Origin of the sequence: Marinobacterium zhoushanense (genome assembly GCF_014641945.1) — a bacterium.
Lineage (GTDB): Bacteria > Pseudomonadota > Gammaproteobacteria > Pseudomonadales > Balneatricaceae > Marinobacterium_D > Marinobacterium_D zhoushanense.
The window spans coordinates 639,919-666,556 of the sequence record NZ_BMIJ01000001.1 but is presented as its reverse complement, the minus strand read 5'-3'; the positions used below and the strand labels follow the sequence as shown (position 1 = coordinate 666,556).

Genomic DNA, 26,638 nt, shown 5'->3' with positions numbered 1-26,638 from the left:
GAGTCCTTCTGGCGGTAGACGGGGGGATGGATTCTACTTAAACAGCTGTTAGTATTAACCGCCATTAATCTAAGGTCAACGAGTATGGATGCATCGCACGACCCTCTACTGAGCTGCTTGGTGATTCTGGCGCAGCAGTACCACAGACCCACCTCGGCCGGAGTGTTGGCGGATGGCCTGCCGCTGGTCAATCATCGTTTGACTCCTCAGCTGTTCGTGCGCGCGGCAGCGCGTGCGGGTCTGGCTGCCAAGGTGGCTGAGCGGCGCCTCGATCAGCTCTCTTCGTTGTTGTTGCCGGTCGTCCTGATCATGGACGACGATACCGCTTGTATCTTGCAAGAGATCGATAGCGAGAGTGGTGAAGCGGTGGTTCAGCAGCCGGAAAGCGGTGGTACCTATCGCATTACGCTGGCGGAGCTGGACGAACACTACAGTGGCTATCTTATTTTCGTGCGCGCCGAATACAAGGCGGGTACCCAATCCAGTCGTGTGCTGGATGGGCGCTCGGGACACTGGTTTTGGGGTACGCTGAAGCGCTCGAGCCGCATCTATCGGGACGTTTTAATAGCCAGTTTCCTGATCAACCTGTTTGTGCTGGCCAACCCTCTATTCGTGATGAACGTGTATGACCGCGTAGTGCCCAATGGTGCGGTCGAAACGCTGTGGGTGCTCGCAGTCGGGGTCTTGGTTGTCTATCTGTTTGATTTCGGACTCAAGATGCTGCGTGCCTACTTCATTGAAGTGGCGGCGAAGAAGTCGGATGTGCTGCTCTCGGCACAACTGTTCGAGAAGGTGATGAGGCTTCGCTACGATCGTATGCCGGCATCGGTCGGGGCGTTCTCAAGCAATCTTCGTGAGTTCGACAGTATCCGGAACTTTCTCAGTTCCACGACCAATACAGTGCTGATCGATATTCCGTTCATGGTCATCTATATCCTCGTCATCAGTCTGATCGGTGGGCCGTTGGTGGTCGTGCCTGCCGTGGCGATTCCGTTGATCGTGATCTACTCCCTGATCGTACGCCCCAAGCTGCGCGACGCGGTTGAGCGTACCTTCGCATCCACCGCGCAGAAAAACGGCACCCTGGTAGAGGCGCTGACCGCCATGGAAACCGTCAAGACCCAGCGTGCCGCAAGCCCTCTACAGGAACGTTGGGAGCAAGCCGTCGGTTATATATCGCGCTGGGGACTGAGATCCCGAATGCTGTCGTCTTCCGTTATTACCTTTGCCGGCGCCGTGCAGCAGATGGCCTCGGTTATTCTGGTGATCGGGGGGGTATACCTGATCATGGAGCAGGAGCTGTCTCTGGGCGCGTTGATCGCCTGTAATATCCTGGTCGGTCGGGCGATCGCGCCTACCGCCCAGATGGCCAGTTTGATCATCCAGTATGAGCAGTCCGCCAAAGCGCTGAAGACGTTGGATGAGATCATGGCACTGCCGGTGGAGCGTGAAGAGGGTAAGCATTTCGTTCACCGCCCTCGCCTGGAGGGCGGTATCGAGTTCCGCAACGTCAGTTTTCACTATCCGAATGTCGAGTATCCGGCACTTAAACAGGTGTCGTTCAAGATCGAAGCCGGCGAACGAGTGGCAATGATCGGTCGTATCGGTTCGGGGAAAACGACGATCGAGAAGATGCTGCTCGGCCTTTATCAGCCTACCGAAGGCTCGCTGCTGCTTGATGGGGTCGATATCAAGCAGATCGATCCAGTGGATCTGCGTCTCAATACCGGCTATGTGCCTCAGGACGTGATGCTGTTTGCTGGCACGGTTCGCGACAATATCACCGTCGGCTCTCCGCAGGTGTCGGATGCCGATGTACTGCGAGCTGCGAGCCTGGCAGGCGTCGATCAGTTCGTTAACCTGCATCCGATGGGGTTCGACATGCAGGTGGGTGAACGAGGCCAGTCGCTCTCCGGCGGGCAGCGACAATCGATTGCCATTGCCCGAGCGCTGCTGCATCAGCCGAACCTGTTGATCATGGATGAGCCCAGCAACGCCATGGACAACGCGTCGGAAGAGCAGTTCAAGCGTCGTCTCAATGAGGTGCTCGAGGGGCGTACTCTGTTGATGATTACGCACAAGATGTCACTATTGACGCTGGTGGACAGGTTGATCGTTGTCGACCAGGGGCAGGTAGTTGCTGACGGACCGAAAGAGACGGTTCTGGAAGCGCTCAAACAGGGACGTCTGCATGTGCGCCGTTAAGGGGTCGGTCCGTCGATGAAGCCTAAGGATATGAATATTAAACCCGAGGATTTAGGCTACACCTCGAGTATCAGCGAGGCGATGCTGGAGCAGACGCCGCGAGGCGCCAGTGCGCTGTTGTGGGTGATGGCACTGTTCATTCTGGCCGCCGGCGCCTGGGCCAACTGGGCAACGCTGGATGAGATCACCCGGGGCGACGGTGAGATCATTCCGTCCCGCCAACTGCAGGTGGTACAGAATCTGGAAGGCGGTATCGTGTCCGAGATTCTGGTGCACGAAGGCGACCTGGTCGACCGAGGCCAGGTGTTGATGCGCATCGAAGACAAGCGCTTCGTCAGTTCGGTCAAGGAGAGCGAGGTTCGCCTCTACGAACTGATGGCAAAAGCCGCCCGCCTTAGCGCTGAGGCTAACGGCGAACCGATGGATACGCCTGAAGATTTCCCCGCCAAGTATCAGTATCTGCTCTCCCAGGAGGTCAATCTCTACACTACCCGTCAGCAGGAGTTGAGGGCCAACCAGGCCGTGCTTGGCCAGCAGCGTGACCAGCGGCGACAGGAACTTAAAGAGGCGCAGTCGCGTCAGGACCAGGTGCGTCGCAGTTACGATCTGCTGCTGCAGGAGATGCGGATTACCGAGCCTCTGTTAAGCGAGGGTGTCATCTCTGAGGTCGAATACCTGCGCCTTAAGCGCCAGGTCAACGATCTGCGTGGTGAACTCTCAAGCATCGAGCTGAGTTTGCCGCGAATCCAGTCGACGATCGAAGAGATCGAACAGAAGCGCAGTGAGATGGAGCTGCAGTTTCGTAACACGGCACGTGCCGAGCTGAACGAGGTGCTGGCTGAACGGGCTCGATTACAGGAAACGTTCAGCGGCATGCAGGACCGTATTCAGCGTACCGACGTGCGGGCGCCGATCAAGGGCACCGTCAAGCAGCTGTTGATCAACACCATCGATGGTGTCGTGCGTCCGGGCGACCCACTGCTCAATATCGTACCCTGGGAGGACAAACTGCTGATCGAGGCACGTATCCGTCCGTCCGATATCGGTCAGCTTCGAGTCGGGCAGCCGGCCGTTGTGAAGGTCAGTGCCTATGATTTTGCCATCTATGGCGGACTTCCGGCCAAGCTCATCTATATCTCACCGAGTACTATCATCGATGAGAAAGATGAAACCTTCTATGTCGTGCGCCTGGAAACCGAGAATCCCTTCCTGGGAGAAAATAAGAATCTACCTTTGATCGCCGGTATGACGGTGTCCGTGGATATCGTCACCGGCGAGAAAACGGTGATGCAGTATCTGCTCAAGCCGATTACCAAAGCGCGTCAGCGGGCACTAACGGAGCGATAGTATGGATTATTTCTGCATCGTGATGAGGGACGATATCGCACACCGCTGGAAAGATGCCACTGATGTTCGACTGGTGCGAATGGGCCAGCCGCTGTCGAGTGTCCGACTGCCTGTGGACGGTATCTGCCTGGTGCACTGGCAGAGCCTGGCGGGTTCGGATAGAGAGCTGTTGCTCGCCCACGCCCATGGCTGCGGTTTGCGGTTGATTATCCTGACCGATCATCCGGATACCGATGAAGGGCGCGAGCTGATTCGGCGGGGCGCAAAAGCCTACGGTAATACGTTCGTCACCTACGGACTGCTCAATGAGATGATTAAAGCGGTACAGCGCGGGGATATTTGGGCAGGCCCTGAAGTGCTCCAGTCTGTACTGCGACAATTGCTGGAACAGGTCGATCCACCGACACAGACTTTGGCTGATCGGTATGGATTGAGTGAACGGGAAAATGAAGTGCTCGTCGAGGTGATGTCCGGTGCCGCCAATAAGGTTGTTGCACGCCGGCTCGATATAACCGAGCGCACGGTAAAAGCTCACATGAGTGCCATACTCCACAAAACTGGCGCTAAAGACCGTGTCGAGCTTATTCTTTTAGCTCAGCGAGCTGAGCGTAACGCTGTCTGAACAGGGACACCTTTTAAGGATAGGGGAATAAAAATGGCGTTTAAACAGTCTATGCTTGCAGCGGCTGTGCTGGTTGCAGTTTCCAGCGCGGCCAGCGCTGCGACAGTGCAGCAGGTCGTTGCCGATAATCTGGCGGAGAATCCAGATGTCGCACGTGCGATCGAAGCTTATCGCGCGGTGGTCAAGGAGGTTGATCAGGCGAAAGCGGGTTACTATCCCACCGTCGATGCCACCTTGGGCTACGGTTACGAATGGACGGACAAGGATCAGGGCGTTCAGGATGTGGAGTTGAATCGCCGTGAGGCGCACCTGAATATTAACCAGATGCTGTTCGACGGTTTTGCGACTCCGAGCGAGGTCAAGCGTCAGCGCGCGCGTATGGCGTCTGCGGAGGCCGAAGCGACCGATACCGCTGAGAACTATGCGCTCCAGGCCTCACGTGCCTACCTGGAGCTGCTGCGCCGTGATCAGTTGGTCAAACTGGCGAAAGAAACCCTCTATAACCACGTCAAGATCTACGATCAGATCAAGCGCCGCTCCGAGTCAGGTTTGGGTACTCTGGCCTCGATTCAGCAGGCAGAGGGGCGTCTTGCCCTGGCCGAGGTCAATACGCTGGCCGCGGAAAACAATCTGCTCGATGCGCAGGCCAACTATCAGCGTGTGGTCGGTCAGGAGCCGCCGGCTGAGCTGGAGCAGCTGATGGACGATGCGCTGCCGATGCCGGGCAGCTTCGAGGAAGCGCTGACTAACGCGAATGAAAACCACCCCGTTGTTGGTATCGCCCAGTATGACGTTGAGGCAACTTACGCGCAGCGCGATGCCGCCAAGAGTCGGATGTACCCACGCCTGGACCTGGAGATCGAGCGCCGCTGGGATGAAAACCTCGACGGTGTCGAAGGGGATGACGAAGATCTGACTGCGATGCTGCGGCTGCGCTACAACCTGTTTAACGGTGGCGCCGATAAGGCCCGTATCCGCCAGACCGAATACCAGATCGGTGAGGCGCAGCAGGTTCAGCGTGACTCCATGCGCCAGATCAAGCAGAGTCTTGAGCTGTCCTGGAACGCCTACGAGATTCTGGGACGTCAGATTGAGCATCTGCAGCAGCACGTCAACTCCAGTGAGCAGACCCGCAACTCCTACCAGAAGCAGTTCGATATCGGTCAGCGCTCCCTGTTGGACCTGCTGGATACCGAGAACGAGGTGTTTACTGCCAAGAACCAGCTGGCGGAAGCGCAGCTGGACCAGCAGATCGCCAAGCTGCGTATTCTCAATGGTATGGGTAGTCTGCTCAGTGCGATGAACATCCAGCTTCCACTTGAAGAGTCCGCCAGTATGACCGCCGATGCTGCAGATATGCAGGAAGAGCCGGCCATGCAGGAGGAAGCTCCGGCGGAGAGCGCCAGCTGAGGCGTGATTGCATCTACCTGGGTGGGTGGCTAAAATCGCCTCCACCCTAGGTTTTTACCTGAGAGGGTTGCAGGGTTTGCAACCCTCTTTTCGTTTTACATACAGGATGTATGGTATCCCGCTGGCATCGTCGATGCGTAACAGCGGGATGAAGAGAGCCGATGAAAGCGCACAAAATACTCCAGGCTCCGATCCCGATGCGCTGGGTTGGGCCTATCCGGATCAGTGGCAACGTGCTGGACGAGCAGCTTAGCGTACCGCTGGCAACCTACGAAACGCCGCTCTGGCCCTCCGTCGGGCGTGGCGCGCGCGTCTCCATGCTGTGCGAAGGCGGCATCAAGACCACATTGATCGATGAGCGGATGACTCGCTCTATTCTGCTCGAGGCCGATGACGCCCTGGCGGCCCATCAGGCGGTGCAGTCGATCAAGGCGCGTCGCGAGGAGCTCAATGCGGTGGTGGCCCAGACCAGCCGCTTCGCCCAACTGATCGATATGCACAGCCAGATCGTCGGCAACCTGATCTACCTGCGGTTCGAATTCACGACCGGCGATGCCTCCGGTCACAATATGGTGACCAATGCCGCCGACAAGCTGATCCCCTGGTTGCTCGAGGAGTACCCGGATCTGCGCTACAGCTCGATTTCGGCCAACTACTGTTCGGACAAGAAGGCGACGGCAGTCAACGGGATTCTCGGGCGCGGCAAGTATGTGGTGTGCGAGATCCTGATTCCGCGCGAGGTGTGTGAGCGGCGGTTAAAGACCACTCCGGAAAAGGTGGTCGACCTCAATATCAAGAAGAATTTGATCGGTACGCTGATGGCGGGCGGTTTGCGCAGCGCCAATGCCCACTACGCCAACATGCTGCTGGCGTTTTACCTGGCCACCGGGCAGGACGCCGCCAACATTATCGAGGGCTCCCAGGGCGTGGTTCACGCCGAGGTGCGCGGTGATGACCTCTATTTCTCCTGCACCCTGCCCAACCTGATCGTTGGCAGTGTCGGAAACGGCAAAGGGATAGAGTTCGTCGACGCCAATCTGACTCAGCTGGGCTGTCGAGAGCCGCGTGAACCGGGCGCCAATGCGCGTCGTCTGGCCGCGATCTGCGCCGCGACAGTGCTCTGCGGAGAGCTGTCTCTGTTAGCCGCCCAAACCAATCCGGGTGAGTTGATGGAAGCGCATATCCAACTGGAGCGTTGATGTCGGATCAAACCAACGATCGCAAGATCGAACATATCCGGGCGATAGAGCAGGATCCGGCCACCGACCGGGACGCGCGCTATTTCGATCGTATCCACCTGACCCATAGGGCGCTGCCGGAGCTGAACCTGGCCGATGTCGATGCGAGTATCGACTTTCTTGGACGCCGGCTTAGCTTCCCGCTGCTGATCTCATCGATGACCGGTGGCGACCATGAACTGGTACGGAACATCAATCGCAATCTGGCCCAGGCCGCCGAGCACTGCGGTGTGGCGCTGGCGGTCGGCTCGCAGCGGGTCATGTTTGAGCAGCCGGCGGCACGTGAAAGTTTCGCTTTGCGCGCCCTGGCACCGACTACGGCACTGCTGGCCAATATCGGCGCGGTGCAGCTTAACTACGGCTTTGGCATTGAGCAGGCACGGGAAGCGGTGGCGTGCGTCGGCGCCGATGGCCTGTATCTGCATCTGAATCCGCTGCAGGAAGCGGTGCAGCCGGAGGGCGATACCGACTTCAGCGCTATCGCGGACAAGATCGGCGAGATCCAGCGTAACCTGCAGGTGCCGGTATTGCTCAAAGAGGTGGGCTGCGGCCTGTCGCCGGAGGATATCGCGCTGGGCTATGCGCAGGGCGTACGCTACTTCGATGTGGCCGGCAGTGGCGGCACCTCATGGAGCCGGATCGAGCATCACCGTCGCGGCGATGGCAGCGATATCGGACTGCGTTTTCAGGATTGGGGGCTGCCGACGCCGCTGGCGCTGATGCGGGCCGAGCCCTGGCTGGAGCGTGCCACACTGATCGCCAGTGGCGGGCTCAGAGATGGGATTGATATGGCCAAATCTGTTATACTCGGCGCCTCTCTGTGCGGTATGGCCGCGCCTTTCCTGCGCCCGGCCAGCCAATCTGTCGATGCCGTCATCGAGGTGATAGAACGGCTCCGACGTGAATTTGTAACGGCGATGTTTCTGCTTGGCATGCCGGATGTTGCAGCGATGCGCAACAACCGGGCGCTGATCGTAGAAGAGCGTTGAGGATCTAAGCCAAAGATGTCCGTGGGTATAGACGAAATCAGTTTTTACACGTCCAGCTATTATTTTGATCTGAGGACGTTGGCGGAAGTCCAGAATACCGATCCTGAAAAGTACTACGTGGGTATCGGCCAGGAAAAGATGGGCATGGCTGCGCCCGATGAAGACGTGGTCACCATGGCCGCGAACGCGGCTATGCCGCTGATCGAGCGGGTCGGGCCCGATGCCATCAGTACCCTGATGTTTGCCACCGAAACCGGTATCGATCAGTCCAAGGCCGCCGGCGTCTATGTGCACCGTCTGCTGGGGTTGAACGCCAACTGCCGCGTGGTTGAGCTGAAGCAGGCGTGCTACAGCGCCACCGCTGCGTTGCAGATGGCCTGTGCACTGGTGGCTCGCGATCCGAAGCGCAAGGTGCTGGTGGTGGCGTCCGATATCGCGCGCTACGATCTCAACACCCCGGGGGAAGCGACCCAGGGGTGCGGTGCCGTGGCGATGTTGGTGAGCGCCAACCCGCGTCTGGTCAGTATCGATCCTGAGGTAGGTAACTACACCGAGGACGTGATGGATTTCTGGCGTCCTAACTACCGCAGCACGGCGCTGGTCGATGGCAAGTACTCCACCAAGATCTACCTGAAGTCGCTGAAGCGCGCGTGGGAGAGTTTCCGCGAAGCCAGTCCGCTGGCCTTCGAGGACCTGAGTCGCTTCTGCTACCACCTGCCGTTCAGCCGTATGGCGCAGAAGGCGCATCAGCATCTGGTCAAGCTGAACAAGGCGATCATGGCGCCGGAGCAGATCGACGAGCAGATCGAGCCGACGCTGAGCTACAACCGTATCATCGGCAACAGTTACACCGCCTCGATGTATATCGGTCTCTGTTCGTTGCTGGAAACCTGCCGGGACAGCCTGGCCGGTCAGCGTATCGGTTTTTTCAGCTATGGCTCAGGCTGTGTGGCCGAGTTCTTCAGCGGTACGGTAAAGGCGGGTTACGAACAGTTCCTGCACGCCGATCGCCACCAGCAGATGCTGGAAGCTCGTGAGCCGCTGAGCTATGACGAGTACCTGAAGCTCTACCGTCATCCGGACCCGCGTGATGGCGGTGAGTATGAACTGCCACACGTGACCCGTGGCCGATTCCGTCTGGCGGCGATCAGCCACCATAAACGCGAATACATCCCCTGTTAATCAAGGAACCTTGATGCGAGTCGCCTGCGCACCGGGCAAGGTTATCCTCAGCGGCGAGCACGCCGTGGTCTATGGTGCCCCGGCACTGGCGCTGGCGGTGGACCGCCATATGCGCGTCTACTTCGAGCCGGATCGCCTACCCAGGTTAAGCTGGCACGCGCAGGAGCGCACCCATGTCCTTGGACTGGACAAGTTTGCGGCGTTGCGCCGTCGCCTCGATAGCCATTTCGAGCGCTACCTGCGCGGTGAACTGTCGATCACCCAGATCCTGAAAAAGCCCGCCGAACTCGCCTTCTATGCTGTCGATATGGCACGCATGATCTCCGGGCTGGAATCCATACCCCGTGGCAGTGTTCGCATCGATTCCGATATACCCATCGGCGCCGGAATGGGCTCCTCTGCGGCGTTGATCGCCGCGCTGTTGAAGCTGTTCGGCCATATCGAAGATCTTGATCAGCTGATCAAGCAGGTGCATCACTGCGAACGTCTGCAGCATGGTCGGGGTAGCCTGATCGATGCCGCGACCGTGTGCAGTGGCGGATTGGTCCGTCTGCGAGATGGCCGGATCAGTCGACTACAATTGGGTGATGTGGGGTTGGGCGACGGTTGGTACTGGGTGTTTACCGGCACCCCCGCTGCCAGTACCGGGGCATGCGTCGAGCGTGTTCGGCGCGGTTTCGCGACCTCATCCATCTGGAGTGAGTTCGCCGACCTTACTGCCGAGATCGAACTGGCGCTCTGTGCCGGCGACTCGCTGGTGGAGCAGATCCGGGCGAACCACCGCTTGCTCACCCGTATCGGCGTGGTGCCGGCGCCGTTGGTGCGTTTTGCGGAACAGGTTGAGCAGCACGGCGGTGCGGCCAAAGTGTCCGGCGCCGGATCCGTATCCGGTGACAACGGCGGCTTGATGTTGGTATGGCTGCCGGAGGGAACACCTGGAGAACTGGAGATGCCGAGCGACTGGCATTGGGGCCAATTACGGGAGGATCAGCAAGGTGTCCGACTACTCGATGATCAAGGCTAGCGCTCCTGGCAGCATCATGCTGATGGGGGAGCACGCGGTGGTACGCGGTGCCCAGGCGATCGCCTGCGCCGTGAACCGCTATATCCATGTCGAGCTTACGCCGCGCGATGACGACCAGGTATTTGTCCACAGCGAATTGGGGGATTACCGGGCAACACTGCACGAGCTGCCCGATGCGCCCGATCTGCAGTTTGTCGTTGCGACGTTGCGGCAGTGGCTGCCCAGCCTGCCAAGCGGACTGGAGTTGCGTATCGAATCCGAGTTTTCCCACCGGGTGGGACTGGGCTCGTCGGCAGCCGTGGTGGCCGCATTAACCTTCGCCCTGGACAATTTTGCCGAAACCGGCATGAGCAACGAGCAGATGTTCGATGTTGCGCTAAAAGTGATTCATGAGGCGCAGAATGGGCGTGGCTCGGGAACCGATCTGGCGGCCAGTATTTACGGCGGGTTGATCGCCTATCGGGTAGTCCCGCGTGAGCTGATCCCCCTGCAGGGGCTGCCTGAACTGAGTCTATGGTATGTCGGTTACAAGATGAAAACCCCCGCAGTGCTCGAGTTGGTTGAGCGTAAGGCAGCCGCTTTCCCGTCGCTGTATGCCAGTCTCGACCGGTTGATGGAGGGCTGCAGTCTGCAGGCGCGTCTGGCGATAGAGATGAGCGACTGGCAGTCGCTGGGTGAGCTGATGAATTTCTACCAGGGTTTGCTGGACACGCTTGGCGTCAATGACGGCAAACTGTCCGAACTGGTGTATCGGCTGCGCGCTACAGAGGGGGTTTACGGGGCCAAGATCTCGGGTTCGGGTCTAGGCGACTGCGTGGTTGCCCTCGGTGCAGGTCAACCGGAGGATCTGGCGTACGAGCAGATTGCGGTGGCCGTTTCGGCGCAGGGCGCCACATGCACTCGCCGGTAACGGCGGTAAAACCTTATATGCCATAGCGCAGCAACAACAGACCGAAGTAGGGGAGCTGATGAATAGAGCCGAGATTATGGCGGGATGGTTGCCGGAAACTGCCACGCCGAAGGTGAGTGCCGAACACTTCGCGCCGAGCAATATCGCCCTGTGTAAATACTGGGGCAAGCGTGACACTGAACTGAACCTGCCGGTCAACGCGTCGCTATCGGTCTCCCTGGATCAGCTCGGCAGTCGAACCCGTGTCGAACCGATAGAGTCGGTGAGCGATGAGGTGTGGCTGAACGGTATGCGCCAGCCAGCGGACAGCCGTTTTGCCTCTCGGGTCAGTGCTTTTATCGATCTGTTCCGCAGCCGCCATCCGGAGCTTGCGTTTCGTGTCCATAGCGTCAACAACATACCGACGGCGGCGGGCCTGGCCTCGTCCGCGTCGGGCTTCGCTGCACTGACCAAGGCGCTCGACGACGCTTTCGGGCTGGGGCTGTCGCCGACGCAGCAATCGGTGGCCGCCCGTCTGGGTAGTGGCAGCGCCTGCCGTTCGCTGTTTGACGGTTTTGTCGAATGGCAGATGGGCGTGCGCGAGGACGGTCTGGACAGCCACGGAGTCCGGCTGGAGCAGACCTGGCCCGGACTCTGTATCGGACTGCTCAAGGTGGACGAGAGCGAAAAAAGCGTGGACTCCCGCGCCGGCATGCAGCGCACCAAGGAGACTGCCCACCTGTATCAAAGCTGGCCGTTGCAGGCCGCCGCCGATCTGAGCCGTCTGCAGCAGGCGATCGAAACCCGGGATTTCGCTCTGCTTGGCAGCGTGGCCGAGCAGAACGCCCTGTCGATGCACGCGACGATGATCGCATCCTGGCCGCCGCTGCTGTATTGGCAACCTGGCAGTGTCGCCGCGATGCAGAAGGTGTGGCGCCTGCGTGCCGAAGGGCTGGCTGTCTACTTCACCATGGATGCGGGCCCCAACCTCAAGCTGCTGTTCGAGGCTGCCTCGCGCCCAGCCCTCGAAGCGCAGTTTCCGGGGCTGGAGATCGTACAGCCTTTCGGCGTTTGATCCCACGTGGCCACCGGGTTCGTTCTAACGCGTCAACAGCGCGATCTCGACGATAGCATCGAACTGTCGTACTGGTTATCCACCGCCGAGGGTCCCAATCGGATCGATATCCACAGCGAAGAGGCGGTGTGTTTCGTGCTCACCGCCGAGCGTGAGGCGATTCAACAACGCTTGTCTGACCTTCAGGGTTGGCGACTGCGTGAGCTTAGCCTGTGTAATCTGCAGCAGCGACCGGTGTCGGCGCTATATTGCAGAACGCTGTCACTCTACCGCGACGTGATTGCCCGGTTGGGGCAGGCGGGGCTGGCGCTGATGGAGGAGGATATCCGTCCGGTTGACCGCTACCTCATGGAGCGCTTTATCCACGCCAGTGCGCTGACCGTCGACCGGGATGGCAAGCAGCAGCTCAAAGCCGCCGATTACAGCCCCGCATTTCGTATCCTGTCGCTTGATATCGAGACCACCATGCGCGCCGACCGCATCCTGTCGGTGGCACTGCAGGGGCCAGGGCTGGAGCTGGTGCTGGTCAATGGAGAGGCGCCGAACGAAGCCTGGATCCGCAGCTGCAGGGGCGAGCGTGAGCTGCTCGAACGGATGATCGCCGCGATCAACGCCTATGATCCGGATATCCTGATCGGCTGGAATGTGATCGGTTTCGACCTGCGCGTGCTGGAGGCACGGGCCAAGGCACAGGGGCTCCGGCTCAGTATCGGCCGCGAACCTCAGCCGATACTGGTGGACCGGGCGCAGAACGGGCGCTGGTTCGCACGTATACCGGGACGGGTGGTACTCGATGGCATCGATACGTTGAAAGGCGCAACCTGGCGCTTCGAACGCTACGGCCTGGACTTCGTCGCCCACGAGCTGCTCGGGCGCGGCAAGGCGATCGACAAAGTAGACGACCGCGGCGCCGAGATCCAGCGCCTCTATGCCGAAGACCGCCTGGCGCTGGCGCGCTACAACCTGGAGGATTGTCGCCTGGTTAGCGAGATCTTCGCCAAGGCCGGCCTGATCGAGTACCTGATCGAACGGGCACGGTTGACCGGCCTGCCGCTGGACAAGGTGGGCGGCTCGCAGCAGGCGTTCGATAATCTCTACCTGCCGGCCCTGCACCGCAGGGGGCATGTGGCGCCGCAGTATGCGTCCGGGCGCTCGGATCTGTCGATACCCGGTGGTTTTGTCATGGAGTCACGGCCGGGTCTCTACCGCCATATCCTGGTGCTCGATTTCAAGAGCCTGTATCCGAGCATCATCCGCACGTTCAAGATCGATCCTCTGGGGCTCAGCAAGGGCTGTGCCGAGGGGGCGGTTTCCGACGACCTGGTCCCCGGTTTCCATGGCGCGATCTTTTCACGCTCACAGACGCTGCTGCCCGAGATCATCGAAACGCTTTGGCATGCTCGCGATCGAGCCAAGGCGGAGGGCAACGCCGCGCTTTCGCAAGCGATCAAGATCCAGATGAACGCCTGCTATGGGGTTCTGGGGTCGAGGGTGTGTCGCTTCTTCGATCAGCGCCTCTCCGGATCGATTACCCTGCGTGGCCACCAGATACTGAATCAGACCGCCGAGCGGATCGAACAGCACCATGGACACCGGGTGATCTACGGTGATACCGACTCGGTTTTCGTCTGGCTTGGCGATGACTGGCCGGACCGAAATACGTCACTTTACGGCGAGCAGCTGGCGGTCGAGCTGAACCGATGGTGGTGTGAGCAACTGCGTGAGCGGTTCGATCTGGACAGCGCGCTGGAGCTGCAGTTCGAGGCGCATTACAGCCGCTTTTTGATGCCGCGCATGCGCCATAGCGAGAAGGGCAGCAAGAAACGTTATGCCGGACTGAAGCGAACCGGAAAGGGCGGTGAGGAGCTGGTGTTCCGTGGCCTTGAGTCGGTACGAACCGACTGGACCGCGTTGGCACGCAGCTTTCAGCGTGAATTGTATGCGCGCATCTTTCACGATCGCCCCTACCACCCGTTGATCGCTGAAACGATCGAGTGTCTGCGCGGCGGCCGGAGTGATGAGCTGTTGGTCTACCACCGTCGACTGCGTCAGCCGCTGGAGGCCTACACCCACAATCAACCGCCTCACGTTAAGGCTGCCCGACTGCTGGAGGCCGAACGCAGACAGCAACGCTTGCCTCCCGCCTACACGGTCGGCGATTCGGTGCAGTACCTGATCACGGTAAACGGCCCGGAGCCTTTGGAGCTGTTGCGTTCACCGATCGATTACCAGCACTATGTCGACAAGCAGCTGCTGCCGGTGGCCGATTCTATCCTGCCGTTTCTCGGTGAAGGGTTCGAAGCGCTGGCGGCGCCACAGATCGATCTGTTCTGATGGTCGGACGATGAAAGGGAATTTAAACCCAACCCGGTGGGTCTATTCAGGATGAGGCTGATACGAGGTGAGCATGCAGGATTCCGACCGTAACCGCCGACGCATGGCACGGCTGATGACCCATCTGACCTGGGTCGCGGTGCTGGCGATGCTGACGCTCTATTTCAACAACTACATCGAGTCGCGGGAAAACCCCAATGCGGCGCTGGCACTGACCGATAGCCTGGGGGCGGAAGTGGTGTTGGAGCGCAACCGCGCCGGGCATTATTTGGCACCGGGCAGGATCAACGGTCAGCGGGTCGATTTCCTGGTTGATACCGGAGCCACCAGTGTCAGTGTACCGGAACATCTGGCGCAGAAGTTGGGGCTTAGAGCCGGCGTGCCGATGCAGTCGATGACCGCGAACGGTGTGGTGACCGTGTATCGAACCACCTTGGCTAGCGTGGAGCTGGGCGGTATCCGCATGCAGGATGTCAGTGCCAGCATCAATCCCGGGATGAGCGATGATATCGTGCTGCTGGGGATGAGCTTCATGCAGCATCTTGAGCTGACCCAGCGTGAAGGTCGGTTGACGCTCAGAGTGCCGCAATAGTTGATATCGGGTCACGCCAGACCGGGTCATGCGAGACCGGATCTATCCAGACCGGATCAGATCGACATCTGATAACTGATGAAGAATTTGGCGGCGACGGCAAACAGCGTCAAGCCCGATACCAGTCCGAGAAATATCATTTTGCCTTCCCGGCTCGCCCTGGCGCAGATCTGTACATGCCAGACCGACCAGAGCTTGAACCCGATCGCGAACAGAACCACCACGAATACGGCGATTTCGGTGTTTGACCACTGAACCATCCTGACCTCTCCCGATAGCTGTCTAAAGATGTATCCATTATGTATTTTAAAGATGCATATTGGAAGTATCTTTTGATTTACCTCGGCCTTTGGCAGCGGCGAGAGGGATCAACGGGGGCGGGCTGTTGCGGTTATGGCTTCAATCCGTGCATCGTGCCTCGAGCAACAAGGCTTGCGCGATCATCCTGGCTCGCTTCGCGGCGTCCTTCGCCTGCCGCATCTGTGCCGTAACGATCGCACCGTCGACAAGCAGCATCAGGTCGTTGGCGATCTGCGAGCTCTGCTCAGGGCAGTGTGGTCTGAGGTGCATCTCCAGCAGTCTACCCATCTTCGTTTTGTGGGCGCCTGCAAATCGATGGATGGTGTCCTCGGGCGCCGAATATTCACCGCTGGCACGGATAAAGTTGCAGCCGAAAAACTCCACCGTCTGGAACCAGCTGTCCAGCATATCGAAGACTGCGAGAACGCCTTGCGGGCGGGGATCGCTATCCAGCTGCTGCTGCAGCGCTTCGAGCAACTGCCGGTGCCGTTGCTCCAGCACCGCCAGAATCAACGCCTCCTTGCTGGCAAAGTGCTTATACAGCGTCGCTTTCGACACGCCCGCTTCGGCCAGGATCAGGTCGATCCCGGTGGCGTGGTAGCCCCGTTCGTTGAACAGCCGGAAGGCGGTATCGATCAGGTGCTGTTTGCGAGGGGCTTTCTGCGTCATCGACTGTCTCGTTGCACTCAAGCTATACGTTGCTATCGAGCTTACGCGAAATCTGTTGACGTGAACAGATCTGTCTACTAGAGTTTGTGATAGGTGAACAGATCTGTTCACTGTTATTTAACAGGAGGACAAGTGTCATGAGCGGATTGACTAGAGGCGTTCACCATCTTGGGCTTACGGTGCCCGATTTGGGTGAGACGGTGACATTCTTTAGCGAGGTACTGGGGTTTGAAAGGGTGGGGGAAAAGCCCGACTACCCGGCGGTGTTCCTGCATGATGGCAGCGTCATGCTGACGCTGTGGCAGGTTCAAAGCGACCGGCCAGAGGCATTCGACCGCAAGTGCAATATCGGTTTACATCACTTTGCATTGGCCGTCGATGATGCCGATGCGTTGCAGCAGGTGTATGAGCGTGTTGCGGCATATGATGGTGCCGAGATTGAGTTCGCACCGGAGTCGCTGAACGGCACTCCACTGCAACACATGATGTGCACGATTCCGGGCGGTATCCGTATGGAAATCATCGCGGCAGGGGGGCGGTGAGATGAGGACGCAGGCTTTTCATGCCGGGGAGCGTAAGGTCCAAAGCCGCGCTGGTGTTGCTGACAGGATTGTCAGTGTCGGTGAGAAAGTTCTGCGTCCGTGGCTGCTGGATCAGCATCGTGAGTTTTATTCGCAGCTGCCGATGCTGCTGCTGGCGGCGAGCGATCTGAACGGCGTGTTATGGGCGACGGCACTGTACGGCGAGCCCGGCTTTATCCGTTCGCCCGATGAATACTCATTGACGGTCCGGCCATCCTGGAATGAGGCTGACCCATTGTATGATCAGCTGTGTGCCGGGCAGCCCTATGGACTGCTCGGACTGCAGTTTACCACCCGCCGTCGAAACAGGGTCAACGGCAGGATTAAAGCGGTGTCCCCGGAAACACTGGTATTGGGCGTAGAGCAAAGCTTCGGTAACTGCCCCAAGTATATCGTGCCACGTGAAATCCACGGCAGGGTCTCTGATCGGGGAGGACAGGCCAGTGTGGTGGCTAGTCTTAGCGACAAATCGGCCGAACTGATCGCAAGGTCGGATACCTTTTTTATCGCCAGCAGAGCCGCCGGGCAGCTCCGCAACCTGACCGAGCCTCAAGCGGGTTTGGATATCTCCCATCGCGGCGGTCCGCCGGGGTTCGTGCAGGTGCTGGATCCACACTCGCTAGTGTTTGCCGATTTTAAGGGTAACGACTTCTTTAACACACTGGGCAATGTCGAGACCTGTTCCGAAACCGCGCTGCTGTTCGTCGATTTCGCCACCGGTAATCACCTCTACTTGAACGGTGAGGCTTCAGTGCTCTGGGCCGAGGAGGGACCCTTGCCTATACCCGGTTTTGCGCGAAACGTTCAATTCCACCTCAAGCGCGGCATGCTCATCGAGCAGCTAAGCCCGTACCGTTGGCGTGAGCTGCAGTCGGACACGGGCGTTGTCTAGGCGGTAGTCTCACGCTGCGTTCAGCACTTGTTTCTCGGATGCGAACAGGAGCCACCGCTTCCGCCTCCTGAGCTGGCGCTGGTCACGCTTCCGCTCGAAGACCTCTTGCCGCTCTTCAATGACAGGGTGGTACTGACCTCAGCACTGCCGCTGTTGTCGGTAGTGGTCAGCGTCACTTGATAGTTACCGGAGGCGCCGTAACTGTGCCCTGGACTCTCGTCGCTACTGCCTGTGCCGTCGCCAAAGTTCCAGCTATAACTCAGCGTTCCCTCGCCTTGAGAGGCGTTGCTGAAGGTGCAGACCAGACCGATGCAGTTGTAGCTGAACGCGGCTACCGGTCCGGCTCCGGGATCACCGCCGCCGGGGTCGCCGCCGCCACCAGAGGGGATCACATCGTTACTCAGTGCCGCGGCGAGATCAAGGCGGCCGTGCGCGGTCCAGCTCAACAGATTCTGGCCATTGGCGCCAACCTGGGCGGCGTTATTTTCCAGCCGCTGACGCACCGCCTGGTTACAGGGCATGCCGGCGTAGGTGCAGCTAGCCGGTGCTCGGGAGGCGCTGGCATCCAGCCGGTTGTAAAGATCGCTCCAGACCAGCGCCGCTGCGCCTGCTGCCAGTGGCGCCGACATTGACGTGCCGCTCCACCAGTCGACACAGCTGTCGCTGGATGAGGCTATGCCGCAGGCTGATCCGGGTAAGAGACCGATGATGTCCTGTCCGGGGGCTGCAATCGACACCCAGTCATCCTGGTTGCGGCTGTAGGTCGAGAAGCTGGCGCGGTCATCCTCGTGATCGGATGCGGCGACAGAGAGTACGGTGGAGTTGTCGCTGGTATCGGTGCAGGCGGCGGGGTACACCTTCGTGGTGTTGCCATTGTTGCCTGCCGCGGCGACCACCAATACGCCCTGATCGCGTGCGTGCTGGATTGCGTCGCATTCGGCGGTCGACGGGTCGGTGGCGTAGATCTCGCCAGTGTCCGGGTCGATCAGATCGCTGCCGTAGCTCATGGTGATCACCTGGTACTGGCTGCGCACCAGCGTGCCGCCATCGAACTGGTCATCGGAGGCCAGCACGATCGCTGCCGCGGAGCCGGAGACGGGGCAGAGGCCGACCAGGTAGATAAATATGCCGTCGTAAACCAGCTCCTGGTAGCAGACCTTGAAGATGCCGACGCCGCTGTCGAACCCGACACCGGCGATGCCCTCGCCGTTATTGGTATCAGCGCCCGCTTCACTGGCGGTAAAGGTTCCGTGGCCCAGGTTGTCGCAGGCTGGGTCGTCGGCTGGGCAGATGTCATAGCCAAAACCGGGGGTTGCGCCAACCAGACTGACCTTCTCAAGACATTTGTTGGCCAGATCGGGTATTTCGCAGTCGGCACCGCTATCGAGTACCGCGATCTTGGGCTTGTCATAGGAGGTGAGGTCTCCCACAACACCGGTTTCGATATCCCAGCCAGCGGGTGCGTTGATATCGGCGCCAGGGGTACCGTAGACCGTATTCAGGCTGACATTGCCAAGGATATCCTGGTTTTTCTGGATATGTGCCTGGCCGAGGTTTTCCAAGTACCACTGCTCGCTGAAGTAGTTGGCCGCGCCGGTGATCAGTACTGGGCCAGGCTCTTCATTTGGTACGACCAGCAGTCGATAGTAGTCCGGCTCGGCATAGAGCACGTTCGGATTTCGGCTATAGGCCGCCACGCTCGTCTCCACCGTCCCGGAGGGGACCTGCAGTACCTGCACATCGATCTGGGGGATGGTGCGCAGCAGCTGGGCATTTGCGGCCATGTGCTCACGGGCGATATCGGCAGCAGCGGTGCCCGGTTTAAATTTCACCAACACACGGTCCGGCGCATAGCGTGGAATATCGAGTTTGGAGATATCGGGCATGGCGGCATAACTGCTCAGGCTGAGGCCAAACAGCATGAACAGCAGTGCGAGAACACCTATGCGTATACGGTACATGGAACGCCCTCCTGTTCGATTTGTCGTGGAGTTGTGTTCCGCCGTTTCGGGAGTTGTATAACGCTCGATAAAGCGACGGGAAATACCTTAGGTATAGGTCAGTTAACGGCGCTGTACATAATGGTAAAAGGTGCTGGAAGTGTAATGAAAAGTTTACAAAATGAACGAAATTCAATCAAACGATCCGATTTGCTCCCATATTGGCATCTCTAGGGGGCTTGGAAGGTGAATAGTGGGGTCTCACGCTCGTCGATATTCGATTTTGCGCATGACCTGGCTGTTCATTCTCGCGGCAACTGCCTCAGATTGGTCATCGATTAGTCGGTTGATACACGCGCATCTCCGTCTTGGGGATCGAGCCTTTGATGCCGTAAAAGGCGATGTAGGCGTAATACAGCGGTGGCAGTAGATAGGACAGCTGCACACCGACGGTATCGGCCAGAATGCCCTGCAGCAGAGGTAAAACCGCGCCACCGACGATAGCCAGGCAGAGGATACCGGCGCCCTGACTGGTGTGCGTACCCAAGCGGTGAAGTGCCAGGCCGAAGATGGTCGGGAACATGATCGAATTGCACAGCCCAACGGCCAGCACGGACCACATCGCCAATGCGCCTTGGCTGAACACCGCGCTTAGCAACAACAGGATCGCCGCGCAGGCGTTAAAGGCGAGCAAGTGGCCGGGACGGTAGCGGCGCATCAGCACGGCGCCGACAAAACGGCCAACCATAGCACCACCCCAGTAGTAGGTGACGTAGTGCGCAGCATTTGACTCCGCCAGACCTGCGACCTGCTCCTCCCCGAGGAAGCTGATCAGGAAACTGCCGATCGATACTTCGGCGCCGACGTAGGCGAAGATGCCGATGGCACCGAGCACGAGGTGGGAATGCTGCCAGGCGGAGCAAGACTCCTCATCGGTTGTCGCATCCGGTTCATGGTGGGTGATCGTCGGCAGCTTGAGTGCGGCGAAGATCGCCGCCAGCAGCAGGAAGACGCAGGCGAGCAGCAGGTAGGGGAGCCGCACCGCCTCCGACTCGTGCTGACGAAAAGCGTCCAGCTCGGCGGCGCTCAGCGTGTCGAGGCTGGCGCTGGCCGCGGACAGGATCAGCAGCGCGCCGAACAGCGGCGCGATCGTGGTACCCAGGGCGTTGAACGCCTGAGTCAGCGTCAGGCGACTGGATGCGGTGGTGGGGTTGCCCAGCACCGTGACATAGGGGTTGGCGGAAACCTGCAGCAGGGTGACGCCCGATGCCAGCACAAACAGGGCGAGCAGGAACAGGGGATAGAGCCTGAGCGTCGCCGCAGGCAGGAACAGCAGACAGCCAGCGGCGCACAGGAGCAGGCCAACGATGATACCGCCCTTGTAACCGATCCGCTTTACCAGGCTGCCGGCCGGTAGCGAGACAATGAAGTAGGCACCGAAAAAGCAGAACTGGATCAGCACCGCCTGGGTGTAGTTCAGCGAGAACACGTTCTTCAGATGAGGTATCAGGATATCGTTCAGGCAGGTGATAAACCCCCAGATGAAGAACAGGGAGGTCAGTGCGGACAGGGCGAAGCTGTACGAGCTCTGCCGAGCGGTGCTGTCGTGCTCCACTCGCGCCATACCGGCACTGTCGGTTATCTTCGCCATGTGTACCTCTGAGTATCTCTTTATCGTTATATCGTGCTCGGAGCCGAGGCGACTGAAGACAGTCGTCGGTCAGCCTCTCGCGGCGTCAGTATAAGTGTCCGAAGGGGAGAACCATACGTAACAAAGTGTTACGAAGCTTAAGGAAGCGTGGGTCATCGCGTGGCTTGCACGGCCTCCGCAGACGCCCGATGGATGTTCCAGGTTGTGGGGTTCGTGACAGACAGTGTGGCATTACGACCGGGAGCAGCCTGTACCGAATTTTCAACTCGTTGATTTTGCAAGGCTCTAGTTGTGGGCCAAGTTGGACCGGATCCTGAAAGTCGGTATAGGGGCCGAGCCGTTGCGGTGGGCCGGTGACTGAATGGATCAAGAGCTGTGTGTGCCGAGCGCGAAGCCGCAGCGAACGGGGTGTACGATGCTGGATGTGGCAATTATCGGAGGTGGGTTATCCGGACTCTTCCTGGCGTATCAGTTGCAGCAGGCGGGATGCCGCTTCAGACTGTTTGAGTCTCGCAGCCGTTTTGGTGGGCGGGTGCTGAGTCTACCGGCGTCGCGTATCGAGATTGGCGCCGCAACCCTGCCGGATCCAAGTTTCCGCTACGATCTGGGCGCGGGCTGGATCTGGCCCGACTCCCAACCGCGTATCGCTGCACTCGTCGAGCAGTTCGGCCTGACACTCTTCCCCCAGTGGCTGGAGGGCGACTCCCTGTATCAGACCGGGCGCGAAACACCGCCACGTCGCTACTTCGATCATGCCACCTACGCATCGGCGCGGCGGGTCGCAGGGGGCAGCGAACGGCTGACCGACGAGCTGCTTCGGCGACTGCCGCCGCATAATCTGCAGCTGAACTACCATCTGCTGGGTCTCAGGGACCGTGGCGACCGGGTCGAGCTGAGTCTGAACACCGGTGGCAGCGAGGTGCAGGTAACGGCGCACCAAGTGGTACTCTGCCTGCCCCCCAGGGTGGTAGGTGCCAACCTGAGCTTCACACCTGCGCTCGATCCTCGTCTGATGGCGCTGATGCAAAACACCCCGACCTGGATGGCGGGCCACGCCAAGGCATTGATTCGCTACTCTGAACCGTTCTGGCGGGAGGGCGGTCTCAGCGGATCGGTTCTGGCGGGCTACGCCGGAGCGGTGCTGGGCGAGGTGTTCGATGCCGGGTCGGAAGATGGCACCCAGGCGGCACTGTCCGGTTTCTTTGCCATCCCGGCTCCGATGCGCAGGCAATACCGTAATGACCTGTATGCGTTGGTCCTCGATCAACTGATCGACCTGTTCGGGCCGCAGGCCGCGTCACCGGAAGAGGTGATGGTCAAGGAGTGGAGCGATGAACCGCTGACGGCGACTGCAGCCGATGATCTGCCGCCAATGGAGCATCCCCGCTACGGTCACCCTTGGTTCGAACTCGATCACTGGAATGACAAACTCCATTTCTGCGGCACCGAAACCGCAGCGGAATTCGGCGGCTATATGGAAGGGGCACTGGAGGCGGCAGAACGGGTGGCAGCAGTGCTGCAGCTTGGACGACAGCCGATGACAAAGTTGGTGTGAAGGAGGCGAGTATGCCGCTGACCGAGCTACAAAACGAGATCGCCGCCTGGCGGCAGCGCATGAAACGGGATTACGACCGCAGCGTCAATCGGGATCTGTCGAAGCAGAACAGCGGTGAGCTGATGCTGCGTAACCTGACCGGCATTTTAAAACAGGGCTACGATCTGGTGTTGGTCAAACCTGGTTTGACCGGGCTGCGTTCTGAATCGGATCGGGCGGCAGTACTGCACGCTTTCGAGGGTGCGATCGATGAGCTGCTTGAGTACGCTGTAACCAAGCACCGTACCTCCTGCGCCCTGTCCAATTTTCCCGACGAGCACAAGCCGAGCCTCGACTATATCGCTAAGGTGTTACAGGCCGCGGCGACGGACTGGGATCACTTTACTTGCGAAGTGTCTGCCCGGTGCGCCGCGGTTGAGTAGTGGACGAGGTCACTCCTCCCGGATCAGGAAGATCGCCAGTCGTCGCGGGCCATGAGCGCCCATCTGCAGCTTCTGCTCGATGTCGGCGCTGCGCGAGGGACCGGTGATCATGTTGACCGTGCGCGGCAACTCGGTGCCGACTGTGCTGCGCAGCTTCTGCCATGCCTCCTCGTAGGGGCCGACGATGCTGCTGGCCGATAGGGCGACCAGATGGTTGTCGGGCAGGAAGTTCAGCGTAGTGGGGCTGTCCGGACCCGAATACAGCATCAGTGTGCCGGTTTCGGCGATACCGCAGAAAGCGTTGGTCAGGCTGGCCTCGTCGCCAGCCTCGGCCACGCGCTCCTCTCGCACCAAGGCGCCGTTGCCGGACCACTGCAGATCCTGCAAGTTCTCATCGCTGGCCATCACCAGCTGGGTAAGGCCGTTTTCGCTGAGCCAATGCTCGACGGCCGCAGCCAGCTCGCTGCGGTGCTGGAGCTCGATCAGTTCCGCCGCACTCTCTTCGGCCATCTGGATAAACAGCTTGATACAGGCGTCATGGGGTAGCTGGGCGCGCTGTGGAATCAGATTGGCCGCACGTGCCTGCAGACGCTGCTGCACCGCTTCGCGACGCTGCTGGTCATCGGCGCCGATATGCAATCCGGTGCGGATACGGTTGAAAATCTCGGCTCGACTCATTATTTGCGCTCCTGCCACTGCTGCATGAAGGTTTTGCCACTGGGGGCGGGCATATCCCTGTAATCTGTCCAACCGCCCGCCAGCGGCAATTTACGCACGCGTCCACGCTTGCCGCCAACCAGACGCAGGAACAGGTTGCTGCTCTGGGCCAACCAGCGGTACAGCGCCGGACGCTTGGCGAAAAACGCCCAGATGCCGATTCCGCTGCGCGCCGCGCCCGGTGTCAGGTGCTTCTCCCACTCCTTGTCGCGCCAGTGGCGCATCAGCTTCGGCAGCGGGATGCGTACCGGGCACACCTCCTCGCACTTGCCGCAGAAGGTGGAGGCGTTGGGCAGCAACCCGGCATTTTCGATGCCGATCATCTGCGGCGTCAGCACTGAGCCCATGGGGCCGGGGTAGACCCAGCCGTAGGTCTGACCGCCAACGGCGCCATAGACCGGACAGTGGTTCATGCACGCCGAGCAGCGGATGCAGCGCAGCATCTCCTGAAGCTCGGTGCCAACCATGTCGCTGCGACCGTTATCCACCAGCACCACGTGGAAATTCTCCGGTCCATCCTGATCGGTCGTGCGGCGGGGGCCGGTGGATAGGGTGTTGTAGACGGTGAACTCCTGGCCGGTGGCGGAGCGTGCCAGCAGGCGCAGGAACAGCGTCATATCCTCCAGCGTCGGCACCACCTTCTCAATCGACGACACCACGATATGGGTCTTCGGCAGGGTCTGGGTCAGGTCGCCGTTACCCTCGTTGGTGCAGATGATGGTAGAGCCGGTCTCGGCGATCAGGAAGTTGGCGCCGGTGATGCCCACATCGGCGGCGACGAACTGCTTGCGCAGCATCTCCCGCGCCTCCTGCATCAGTACTGCCGGGTCGTCACTTTTCGGTCGCTGGTGATGCTCATGGAACGCCTCTGCCACATCCTCCAGGGTCAGGTGGATCGCCGGTGCGACGATGTGGCTGGGGTGGTCGTTACGCAGCTGCAGGATATATTCACCCAGATCGGTCTCCACCGGGGTGACGCCGTTCGCCTCCAGGTATTCGTTCAGCGCGATCTCCTCGGTCACCATCGACTTGCCCTTGGTCACGGTTTTCGCGTCTTGCTGGCGGCATATCTCGAGAATCGTTTTGCGCGCATCCTCGGCGGTGCGGCACCAGTGGACCGTGCCGCCCTGGGCGGTGACGTTGTTCTCGAACTCCTCCAGGTAGAGGTCCAGGTGGGCGAGGATATGGTTTTTCAGGTCACGGGCCTGATCGCGCAGGGCGTCGAACTCCGGCAGGCGGGCGATGGCGGCAGCACGTTTGCCGGGGAATCCGGCCTTGAGATTGCCCAGCGCCCGCTGCAGCTTGGCATCGTGCAGCGCGATGTGGGCGTTCTTTTTAAAATCCTGGCTTGTCACTTCCATATTCAGACCCCTTTAGCTTCGCCGATGGCGGGCGTATCGACCATATCGGCCAGCACTTCGACCACGTGCCGCGCCTGTACCTCGATCCCCTCACGCTTGAGCTTGCCCACCATATTGAGCAGGCAACCCAGGTCGCCGGCGAGCAGGGTATCGGCGCCGGTGGCGCGGATGTTGTCGCTCTTGTTGCCGACCATGCGGTTGGAGATCTCCGGGTATTTGACGCAGAAGGTACCGCCGAAACCGCAGCAGGTTTCCGCCTCTTCCATCTCGCAGATCTGCACCCCGGGCAGTTTCGACAGCAGCACACGGGGCTGCTTCTTGATCCCCAGCTCACGCAGGCCGGAGCAGGAGTCGTGGTAGGTCACTTTCCCGCTAAAAGAGCTGGACAGCTTATCCATATCCAGATGCAGGGCGAGAAAGCTGGTGATCTCGAAGGCGCGTGACTTCAGCTCGAGCGCACGTTGGTGCCAGGGGTCGCTCTCGGCGAACAGCTCCGGGTAGTGGTGCAGCATGCCGATGCAGGAGCCGGAGGGGCCGACCACGTACTCGAAGCCGTCGAACGCCTCGATGGTCTGCTGGGCGATAGCCGCGCTGTCCTTGCGGTCACCGGAGTTGAACGCCGGCTGGCCGCAGCAGGTTTGCCGCTCGGGAACCTCGACCTCGAAACCGGCCAGCTCCAGCAGCTTGACGCTGGCGAAGGCGACCTCGGGGCGGAACATGTCGGCCAGGCAGGTGACGAACAGCCCGACTCTGGGACGCGGATTAGCCATAGGGTGCTTATCTCTTATCTGGTTATTGTGCATTGAAAGGCGTGCTGTGAAAGCTTGTTGTGAAAGATAGGTGAGGCAAACCAAGTTGGAAATGTTATCCTGCAAACTGGTCTGACCAAGTGTTTAAGAGGTAAGTCCGGTGCCCGCCCGCGAACAGAACGATGAGTGTCCCGAGCAGGGGCGCAGCCAGCGGCTGTATGAACGGCTGATCGCGCAGATCGCCGAGGGTGATCTTCTGCCCGGCACCAAGCTTCCATCTGAGCGTACGCTTGCGAAGGAGCTTGGCATGTCGCGGGAGATGGTAAGAGGCGCACTGTCCCGGCTTGCGGCGGGTGGCTATATCCAGTCCGCTCAGGGGCGGGCGAGTCGACTCTGCAATCTGATGGCGCCCCATCTGCAACTGCCGCTGGAGGGGCTTGGCGATGATCTTGAGTTCCAGCTGCAGGTGATGGAGATACGCGCGCTGCTGGAGGGCGAGTGTGCCTGGTATGCCGCGCAGCGCGCCAGCGATGCCGAGCTTGCGGTGCTGGCCGAGGAGTATGCGCTGATGTATGAGCGTGGAAAGAGCGAGACCACCCTGGCCAAGGCGCGGGCAGACCTGCGCTTCCATATGTTGATCGCCGAATCCAGTCATAACCTGCTGCTGATCTCGTTCAGCCAGCTGTTCTACGAGCGCTACTTCAATGCGATCTATGGCGTTCTTTCACGCACGTTAAAACGGTTCGGCCGTTACCCCGAGGGGATACGCGGGCAGCATGCGGAGATCCATCGGGCGATTCAGGCTCGTGATGCCGAACATGCTCGGCGGATTGCACGTGAGCATATTCTGTATACCCGCGCGCTGCTGGCGGCGGAGTGAGGAAGTGCAGCTGT

The 26,638-nt window shown here is 59.8% G+C and carries 24 protein-coding genes; 17 read left to right on the top strand and 7 right to left on the bottom strand.

Translation table 11 applies throughout. The annotated features are described in order from the left end of the window. Positions 1-84 precede the first annotated feature (84 nt). The 12 genes from IEX40_RS03080 (at position 85) to IEX40_RS03025 (ending at position 14,907) form a co-directional block, all read left to right on the top strand. Complete coding sequence (locus IEX40_RS03080) at positions 85-2,205, top strand: type I secretion system permease/ATPase (protein ID WP_188745612.1); 2,121 nt, start codon at positions 85-87, stop codon at positions 2,203-2,205. 30 nt (positions 2,206-2,235) lie between these two features. Next, the gene (locus tag IEX40_RS03075; RefSeq protein WP_188745611.1) at positions 2,236-3,552 is read left to right on the top strand and encodes an HlyD family type I secretion periplasmic adaptor subunit; all 1,317 of its coding nucleotides are present in this window, start codon (positions 2,236-2,238) and stop codon (positions 3,550-3,552) included. Between the two features lies 1 nt (position 3,553). Next, positions 3,554-4,174, top strand: coding sequence for a LuxR C-terminal-related transcriptional regulator (locus IEX40_RS03070; RefSeq protein WP_188745610.1), 621 nt, complete (start codon positions 3,554-3,556; stop codon positions 4,172-4,174). Positions 4,175-4,207: 33 nt separating this feature from the next. Continuing rightward, complete coding sequence (locus IEX40_RS03065; RefSeq protein WP_188745609.1) at positions 4,208-5,584, top strand: TolC family outer membrane protein; 1,377 nt, start codon at positions 4,208-4,210, stop codon at positions 5,582-5,584. Between the two features lie 161 nt (positions 5,585-5,745). Continuing rightward, positions 5,746-6,783 carry a hydroxymethylglutaryl-coenzyme A reductase family protein gene (locus tag IEX40_RS03060; RefSeq protein ID WP_188745608.1) on the top strand — a complete coding sequence of 346 codons (1,038 nt, stop codon included), beginning with the start codon at positions 5,746-5,748 and terminating at the stop codon, positions 6,781-6,783. After that, positions 6,783-7,811 carry a type 2 isopentenyl-diphosphate Delta-isomerase gene (fni, locus tag IEX40_RS03055; protein ID WP_188745607.1) on the top strand — a complete coding sequence of 343 codons (1,029 nt, stop codon included), beginning with the start codon at positions 6,783-6,785 and terminating at the stop codon, positions 7,809-7,811. The genes IEX40_RS03060 and fni overlap by 1 nt, the downstream gene beginning before the upstream one ends. A 15-nt stretch (positions 7,812-7,826) precedes the next feature. Further along, positions 7,827-8,993: a hydroxymethylglutaryl-CoA synthase gene (locus tag IEX40_RS03050; protein WP_188745606.1), complete on the top strand. Its 1,167-nt coding sequence runs from the start codon at positions 7,827-7,829 to the stop codon at positions 8,991-8,993. 13 nt (positions 8,994-9,006) lie between these two features. Beyond that, complete coding sequence (locus IEX40_RS03045; protein ID WP_188745605.1) at positions 9,007-10,017, top strand: mevalonate kinase family protein; 1,011 nt, start codon at positions 9,007-9,009, stop codon at positions 10,015-10,017. Further along, positions 9,989-10,927: a mevalonate kinase gene (gene mvk, locus IEX40_RS03040; protein WP_229680526.1), complete on the top strand. Its 939-nt coding sequence runs from the start codon at positions 9,989-9,991 to the stop codon at positions 10,925-10,927. The genes IEX40_RS03045 and mvk overlap by 29 nt, the downstream gene beginning before the upstream one ends. 58 nt (positions 10,928-10,985) lie before the next feature. After that, entirely contained in the window at positions 10,986-11,981 is a 996-nt protein-coding gene (gene mvaD, locus IEX40_RS03035) for a diphosphomevalonate decarboxylase (protein WP_188745604.1), read from the top strand. 6 nt (positions 11,982-11,987) lie between these two features. Further along, positions 11,988-14,315 (top strand): DNA polymerase II, encoded by a 2,328-nt coding sequence (locus IEX40_RS03030; protein WP_188745603.1) that lies wholly within the window; start codon positions 11,988-11,990, stop codon positions 14,313-14,315. A gap of 73 nt (positions 14,316-14,388) precedes the next feature. Further along, entirely contained in the window at positions 14,389-14,907 is a 519-nt protein-coding gene (locus IEX40_RS03025) for a retropepsin-like aspartic protease family protein (protein ID WP_188745602.1), read from the top strand. A 56-nt stretch (positions 14,908-14,963) separates the two neighbouring features. Here IEX40_RS03025 and IEX40_RS03020 read toward each other — a convergent pair whose 3' ends face one another. Continuing rightward, a complete protein-coding gene (locus IEX40_RS03020) occupies positions 14,964-15,167 on the bottom strand; it encodes a hypothetical protein (RefSeq protein ID WP_188745601.1) in 204 nt (67 codons plus the stop codon). A gap of 139 nt (positions 15,168-15,306) precedes the next feature. After that, positions 15,307-15,876 carry a TetR/AcrR family transcriptional regulator gene (locus tag IEX40_RS03015; RefSeq protein WP_188745600.1) on the bottom strand — a complete coding sequence of 190 codons (570 nt, stop codon included), beginning with the start codon at positions 15,874-15,876 and terminating at the stop codon, positions 15,307-15,309. A gap of 137 nt (positions 15,877-16,013) precedes the next feature. Between IEX40_RS03015 and IEX40_RS03010 the strand changes: the two genes are divergently transcribed. Together IEX40_RS03010 and IEX40_RS03005 are read left to right on the top strand one after the other, a co-directional pair. Further along, positions 16,014-16,418: a VOC family protein gene (locus tag IEX40_RS03010; RefSeq protein ID WP_188745599.1), complete on the top strand. Its 405-nt coding sequence runs from the start codon at positions 16,014-16,016 to the stop codon at positions 16,416-16,418. A 1-nt stretch (position 16,419) separates the two neighbouring features. Next, entirely contained in the window at positions 16,420-17,349 is a 930-nt protein-coding gene (locus tag IEX40_RS03005; RefSeq protein ID WP_188745598.1) for a pyridoxamine 5'-phosphate oxidase family protein, read from the top strand. A gap of 20 nt (positions 17,350-17,369) precedes the next feature. Here IEX40_RS03005 and IEX40_RS03000 read toward each other — a convergent pair whose 3' ends face one another. Further along, entirely contained in the window at positions 17,370-19,310 is a 1,941-nt protein-coding gene (locus tag IEX40_RS03000) for a S8 family peptidase (protein WP_188745597.1), read from the bottom strand. A gap of 310 nt (positions 19,311-19,620) precedes the next feature. Continuing rightward, a complete protein-coding gene (fucP, locus tag IEX40_RS02995) occupies positions 19,621-20,940 on the bottom strand; it encodes an L-fucose:H+ symporter permease (RefSeq protein WP_188745596.1) in 1,320 nt (439 codons plus the stop codon). Between the two features lie 361 nt (positions 20,941-21,301). On the opposite strand from fucP, the gene IEX40_RS02990 reads away from it, so the two are divergent. Both IEX40_RS02990 and IEX40_RS02985 read left to right on the top strand, forming a co-directional pair. Further along, positions 21,302-22,495 (top strand): flavin monoamine oxidase family protein, encoded by a 1,194-nt coding sequence (locus IEX40_RS02990; protein ID WP_229680524.1) that lies wholly within the window; start codon positions 21,302-21,304, stop codon positions 22,493-22,495. Positions 22,496-22,506: 11 nt separating this feature from the next. Next, positions 22,507-22,917 (top strand): amine oxidase, encoded by a 411-nt coding sequence (locus IEX40_RS02985; RefSeq protein WP_188745595.1) that lies wholly within the window; start codon positions 22,507-22,509, stop codon positions 22,915-22,917. 9 nt (positions 22,918-22,926) lie between these two features. On the opposite strand, the gene IEX40_RS02980 is transcribed toward IEX40_RS02985, so the two are convergent. The 3 genes from IEX40_RS02980 to IEX40_RS02970 are packed head-to-tail and all read right to left on the bottom strand — an operon-like array spanning position 22,927 to position 25,765. Further along, positions 22,927-23,595: a LutC/YkgG family protein gene (locus IEX40_RS02980; RefSeq protein WP_188745594.1), complete on the bottom strand. Its 669-nt coding sequence runs from the start codon at positions 23,593-23,595 to the stop codon at positions 22,927-22,929. Next, complete coding sequence (locus tag IEX40_RS02975; RefSeq protein WP_188745593.1) at positions 23,595-24,995, bottom strand: LutB/LldF family L-lactate oxidation iron-sulfur protein; 1,401 nt, start codon at positions 24,993-24,995, stop codon at positions 23,595-23,597. The genes IEX40_RS02980 and IEX40_RS02975 overlap by 1 nt, the downstream gene beginning before the upstream one ends. Before the next feature lie 2 nt (positions 24,996-24,997). After that, the gene (locus tag IEX40_RS02970; RefSeq protein ID WP_188745592.1) at positions 24,998-25,765 is read right to left on the bottom strand and encodes a (Fe-S)-binding protein; all 768 of its coding nucleotides are present in this window, start codon (positions 25,763-25,765) and stop codon (positions 24,998-25,000) included. A 139-nt stretch (positions 25,766-25,904) separates the two neighbouring features. On the opposite strand from IEX40_RS02970, the gene IEX40_RS02965 reads away from it, so the two are divergent. After that, positions 25,905-26,624: a FadR/GntR family transcriptional regulator gene (locus IEX40_RS02965; protein WP_229680522.1), complete on the top strand. Its 720-nt coding sequence runs from the start codon at positions 25,905-25,907 to the stop codon at positions 26,622-26,624. Positions 26,625-26,638: the final 14 nt, after the last annotated feature.